Annotated in this window: 7 protein-coding genes; 2 read left to right on the forward strand and 5 right to left on the reverse strand. The window is 40.9% G+C overall.

Annotation, left to right across the window (positions count from 1 at the left end; translation table 11 throughout):
* Nucleotides 1-192: 192 nt before the first annotated feature.
* The 5 genes from A3766_RS15425 to A3766_RS15445 all read right to left on the reverse strand — a co-directional run bounded on the left by A3766_RS15425 (nucleotide 193) and on the right by A3766_RS15445 (nucleotide 4,220).
* Entirely contained in the window at nucleotides 193-423 is a 231-nt protein-coding gene (locus A3766_RS15425; protein WP_068510096.1) for a hypothetical protein, read from the reverse strand.
* Between the two features lie 187 nt (nucleotides 424-610).
* Nucleotides 611-1,189, reverse strand: a complete 579-nt coding sequence (locus A3766_RS15430; protein ID WP_068510098.1) for a hypothetical protein — start codon at nucleotides 1,187-1,189, stop codon at nucleotides 611-613.
* Between the two features lie 29 nt (nucleotides 1,190-1,218).
* Nucleotides 1,219-3,063 (reverse strand): ATP-dependent metallopeptidase FtsH/Yme1/Tma family protein, encoded by a 1,845-nt coding sequence (locus tag A3766_RS15435; protein WP_068510101.1) that lies wholly within the window; start codon nucleotides 3,061-3,063, stop codon nucleotides 1,219-1,221.
* 37 nt (nucleotides 3,064-3,100) lie between these two features.
* On the reverse strand, nucleotides 3,101-3,439 hold the full coding sequence (locus A3766_RS15440) for a tol-pal system YbgF family protein (protein ID WP_068510104.1): 339 nt from the start codon (nucleotides 3,437-3,439) through the stop codon (nucleotides 3,101-3,103).
* Nucleotides 3,440-3,449: 10 nt separating this feature from the next.
* Nucleotides 3,450-4,220 carry a thioredoxin domain-containing protein gene (locus A3766_RS15445; protein WP_068510106.1) on the reverse strand — a complete coding sequence of 257 codons (771 nt, stop codon included), beginning with the start codon at nucleotides 4,218-4,220 and terminating at the stop codon, nucleotides 3,450-3,452.
* Between the two features lie 267 nt (nucleotides 4,221-4,487).
* Between A3766_RS15445 and A3766_RS15450 the strand changes: the two genes are divergently transcribed.
* Both A3766_RS15450 and A3766_RS15460 read left to right on the forward strand, forming a co-directional pair.
* Nucleotides 4,488-5,156, forward strand: coding sequence for a site-specific integrase (locus A3766_RS15450; RefSeq protein WP_068510108.1), 669 nt, complete (start codon nucleotides 4,488-4,490; stop codon nucleotides 5,154-5,156).
* Between the two features lie 320 nt (nucleotides 5,157-5,476).
* On the forward strand, nucleotides 5,477-6,014 hold a 538-nt coding region (locus A3766_RS15460; protein WP_197479590.1), incomplete at its 3' end, for a transposase zinc-binding domain-containing protein.

Here is a 6,014-nt window from a genome sequence, read left to right on the forward strand (position 1 = left end):
AATATATTAAATTCATATCGAATTAGTATAGCTAATATTATGTAACTATATGATATGCAAAGGAAAAACAAAAAACAAAATCTTTACATTCTTAAGTTATTAGAGCACTATTTTTACGTGCTCGGCCAAGTGTAGATTGACAAAAAAGTATCAATCAAACAAAAAACACTCATACTCCACAAAGTATCATACTTATCTAGCCTTAATTCCGAAGTTAGATTCACATGATTTTGAGCAGAATGTTTCATTCTCATAGAATATCCAATCTGCATTTTCGCTAATCGCTATCTCTTGAGCTATAATAGCGCTTACTGTTGGTGATACTGTAATCTCTTTATTGCAATGATCGCATCTATAGACGTAAGCAAATTCATCCAGACTCTCGATCTCTTCTTCTTTTGTAGGGGGCCAGCACTGTTCCATACGATTCTCCTCGTTAAGTATGATACTTTTCCATGATCACCGCTTTAGCGGGTACAGCACATCAATCTCTTACAGAAACCAAAGGATGATAGTTTTTAGTCAATCTACATTTGGAGTGGGTTCCACAAGTTTCTTGTGAATAACACTATTAGGGGTGGGTGAATACCTACCCCTTTTTAGAATGTGTTTAGAAAAGCTCAAGCTCACCATCATCGAGGCCGGAATCATCGGCCACTTCACGATAAATAAATTCTACGTTTTCATTTAGAACCTTTGTAAAAAGCCCTATTCTAAAAACAGTATCGCTATTGCTTAAGTTCAGTACAAATGAATGAAACCCATCATTCACCTTTTCAGTAAGCATACGTGTCGGAGTACCTAACTGAATGGCATGATCGTAAGGGAGTAGGGCACTTTTCATTGCGCCCATAAATCGATTTGCCAGTTCAGATACCCAATCTGTTAATTCTTCCATGGAAATATCAGTTGAACTTTCAATAGGAAAGCATTCCTTCAGAATGTCGATAGGTGTTTGAAGACGAATAAGTAAACTCAGATCTTCAGAATGGGCTTCTATCTCAGAACTCAGTGCAGTTTTATCTATCTTACCGTCTTTGTAAGAGACTGAAGTAAATGTGAGACCTAACGATTTTAGAACCTCATTACACGAATCTTCGAATAGCTCATTAAGTATTTCGACGGAGCTTTTACTGTTTAACATACTGATATCTATCTCTGTTCCTAATGGACCTATTGCTTCTAGCATAGTTGGTTTTAAATCCTATATAGAAAAGTTTAGGTATGAGCCTGGTCGTGTTCTGTATTAGAAATAGCTAATAACTGACTATGTTTGAACAAGTGTTCTGATACCACGCTTCCTTCAATGACAAGCTTCTCTTTTAGATCTTCTGAGATCGATTCTAGCGCCTGTTTGTTTTCATTGCGAATCTTCATGGCCGATTTGTAGGCTTTATCAATAACATTGCGTATTTCACCATCTGTCTTAGCAGATAAGCCTCCCAGCACAGGGTCTTCTCGTTTCGCTCCGAATGACATAATGCCAAGATCAGAAAAGCCTAATTCTCTGACGTAAGCACCAGCAAGGGAGGTTGCTTTCTTTATGTCGTCGCTAGCACCGGAAGAAATCAAGTCTTCGCCAAACATAATCTCTTCCGCTGCTCTTCCACCCATCAAAACGGCTAAACGATCTTCGATTTCCTTCTTTCTAATCAGAGTATCGTCATTCTCTTCCAAGAACATGGTTACGCCACCAGCATTACCACGAGCAATAACCGACACTTTGTGAGGGTCCGGGTGGTGAGAAGACATAGCGGCTACAATTGCGTGTCCTACTTCATGAACAGCTGTCGTTATTTTGGTCTCTTCTGAAATCAAAGCACCGTCATGTGTTTTACCGATCATCAAACGGTCAAAAGCTTCTTCGTAATGCTTTGTAGTCACAGTATTTTGATCACGTTTGTTTGCAAGCATCACTGCTTCATTAGTCAGGTTTTCTATTTCAGCCCCTGAAAAACCAGTCGTCAGTTTAGAAATAAGATCGAAGTCAGCTTCTATATTGTCGATACGCTGAGCATGCAATTCAGCAATCTTTTTTCTATCAGTTTGTTTGGGTAACGTAACGGCTACTTTTCTATCAATCCGACCCGGTCTTGTCACCGCCTTATCTAATTGATCGGGGTTGTTTGTAGCGACCATGAAGATAATGTCGTCTCTTTCTTTGAAGCCATCTAGTTCAGAAAGTAAATGGTTCAAGGTTCGGTCATCTTCATTGTGTGAAAGATTCGCACCTCTCATCCCGCCAAGTGCGTCGAATTCATCGATAAAAATTATGCAAGGTGCGTTTCTTCTAGCGGTCTTAAACATCTGCTTCACTTTTAACACCCCTAGTGCTACGTACATACCTGTGAATTCAGAACCAGAATACTGGAGAAAAGTAACACCCGCTTCACCAGCAGTAGCTTTAGCCAGCAAGGTTTTTCCAGTTCCTGGTTTGCCCGTCATGAGTATACCTCGCGGAGTTCGAGCTCCATTGCGTCTGTATAACTCAGGATCCCTGAGATAGTCTACGGTTTCCATAATCTCATCTTTAGCAACCTCATTACCCGCTATATCGCTAAAGCGCTCCTGAACATCCCTTACGATATGATCTTTAGAGGTATTCGTTATCACCTCTTTGGGAATGGTTTTGATGACTAAAAAGATCAACAGGGTGAATAATAGAGTTCTGAATAGGGCTGCAAGATCAAAATGCCGCAAGATTGATACTTCTTCTTCATAAGAGTCAACTGATACTCCATACTCAAGCATTCGATCAATTATCTTGTCTTCTGGAAATAACTCATAATTAGTTTTTAACTCAGTACCATCATTCATCTTGATTCTGAGAACACTGTCTTCGAACGCTTTGATTTCGCTTACTTCGCCATTCTTCGCTTTTTCTAGGAAGTCGGTATAACTGATATGATCTAATTGCCGTACATCTTCATTTTCACCGCTTTGTGGTGAGTAGGTAATAAACGATAGAATTAGCACAATACCAATTATCGTGATGGGTTTCTGATAAGGAGATTTCACCCACCATTCTTTCATCTGCTCAATAAACTTCTTTATATTTTCCATTAATCGAATCCTCTATCCCTTATTGTTTTGTTGTGTCTCATAGTCCTAGTTCTTTAGTTGCAATTTCATCCAAAACAGTCTTTGAAAGATCTGCATACAGTGTGTTTGGGTAGTCATTTACGATCATTGAATAGATTAATTTTGCCTTACTGTACTGTCTTAATTTCAAATGTGATTGGGCCATGATGTATTGGAGTTCTGCTAACTCGGTATGTTCGTATCTATATTTAGACCTAGCCCGGAAGACCTTTGAAATCGCTTCGTTATATTTGCCTTGGTTATATAGTTTGTGTGCGCCAAGGAGTGCGCCTTGACTCATATTTCCTTCGTCACAACCAACAAGGCCTAGTAGTACAGCCAGGATAAAAACTCTCATTGTTAATTCCTTACATTATTGACTGAATAGCTTGGAGAAGTTGTTCGGGAGTCTTCTTACCTTTGATCAGATATTCACGCTTAGCCTGGTTATCCTTGAGAATGATCGCTGGGGTAGCCGAAACGCCCTTATTAGCGCCTTGTCCATAGTCCTCATTGACAGCAACCTTTGCTTCGTCTGAAAGCATGCAGTTCTTGAGCATTGAACCATTCAGACCAAATGTTCTAACAAATTCAGGAATACCTTGAGAAACCCCTTTACCGTTCCCCTGCGTTTGTTTAATGAATTGATCTAAAGCAACCCATGCAGACTGGTTACCCTGTTCTTGGGCAATGCATTCAATTGCCTGGGCTTCGATTGCAGCCATCGGGTTATGACCACCTAAAGGGAAGTGCTTGTATTCCCAGTTAATTACGCCTTTAGAGTTATCGACGACCTTCTTAACGTCGAAAAACATTTGTCGGCAGTAAGGGCACTCAATGTCTGAGTACATTTCAAAAGTGAAACGAGCGCCTTCTTTTCCGTAGCGTAATTCAGTAGAAGAGTCAGAGGCCAAAGAATATTGATTCTTAAGTGTTTCTAATGCTTTCTTAGAGTCTTTCTGCTTGTATCTAGCCATCTCATTTTGAACAAGCAGCGCAATTTGTTCCTGAGAGACGTTGTATTGAGACTGAGGCTGGTTCTTAAGTAATTGGACCTCGTTGTTAAGCTTGTTAAATCCGTAAGCAAAACTACTGGTAGTTACTATTAAAAATACCCAAATAACGAATGTGTTTTTCATGATTGTACCTTGAATAAAGAAATTCAAAATACTGTATGGTTTTATGTCAGGGATTTGAACGATAAAAGGATCAAAGACACATTACCTTAGTTTCAATCTGTTTTGAGGTTAAGAAAAGTCACTTGCCAATGAAATAGAGTGAAGAAGTAAATGACCGTAGGAATAACCTATTTTCCGTGGAAGCCAATAAACTTAGTGTGTTAGTCTTCTTAGACAGGGCCGATAATGCTTTGTCTGTATCTTCGTACTACAAGGGAAAATACAGACATGAGTAAAGCTGAAGCTTTATCCAAGAAAGAAATTCGACACGCTCTTGCGGTCGCAAATCTGATGACTCACAAAGAGGGTAAGCGCTGCGCTCTGGTTCTCTCTCATGCTGCTATGCGAGTCAGTGAAATCGCATTAATCGAAACTGGATCTCTTTTAAACTCTACAGGTGAATTAAGAAAAGAAATTCATCTTCCTGCCAAGATCTGTAAGCGCCTTAAGCCACGAACTATTTGGCTTACTAATCCAGTAAGTCGCGAAATAATCCAGGATTGGATTGAGTATCGCCTTAAGAAAAAGTGGGGAACAGTCATTGGTAGCGCTCAATACCAGGGATTAAATCCAAACAGCAGATTCTTATATAACAATCGGGGTAGACCTTATGCCATGACAGAGAAAAAGCGGGTTATGTATGATGGCTCCACTAAATCCTATAGGGCGTGTGATTCGCTGGAGCACTTGATTAGAGCTATTTACACGAAGGCAGGTTTTCATAATGCGTCTTCTCACACAGGGCGAAAATCGCTTATCACTAACGCGATTATTGATAAAGGAATAAGCCTTAAACAGGCTGCACGAATACTTGGTCATAGCAACCACGAGCAGGTATTGTCTTATATCACGATCAGTAAAAAGCGACTTTCTGAAATGTATGAAGAAGCTCTTTAGTTGGTTTTGAATGCGTGCTGAAGAAATAATTTATAAGTAGGTGATAGTCTATCTAGTGCCAATTCGAGACCTAATAGGCCATTATCAATATGGCCTAGCTGTCCTGATTTAAGGTTGTCACAGAGTTTTGGCTTTGAGCACAAAGCACTACCTTTCTCACAGTCTGTCTTCTTCACAAAGCAGACCTTGAGATATAGTCCGTTTTTAGTCGGCTGTTGGTGAGGAGCGGACTAAAAACTTGTGCCCAGAATTATTCCTGATCGTCAGTTAGAAGCTTCTTCTGTATACTGTTCATATACACAGTATCAAGGAAGATACTCATGTCATCGGCAAGGAATGCCAGGGCGAGTCAAGTACCGAACTATGAACGTCATCGGCCCGAACAGACGCTTCTCTATCAATTGGTTCAGCAGCACTATCCGGTCTTTAAGTCTTCTTTAGATGACCAGGGACAAAGTTTGCCGCGTTACGTTCAGAGAGAATTCGAGGATTTTCTCCAATGTGGTCGGCTAGAGTATGGCTTTTTGCGTGTGCGCTGTGAAGACTGTCATCACGAGCGTTTGGTCGCTTTCAGCTGCAAACGGCGTGGTTTCTGCCCCAGCTGCGGTGCCCGCCGGATGGTGGAGAGTGCCGCACTTTTGGTGGATGAAGTATTTCCCGCAGAGCCTATTCGCCAATGGGTGCTGAGTTTTCCTTTCCAGTTGCGCTTTTTGCTGGCCCGTTACCCGGAGCTGATGGGCAAGGTCTTGAGCATCGTTTACCGTATACTCTCAACCCATCTGATTAAGAAAGCGGGTTTTACCAAGGCTACGGCACAAAGTGGATCGGTAACGCTCATCCAACGCTTTGGCTCCGCGC

This window comes from Oleiphilus sp. HI0132 (genome assembly GCF_001635845.1).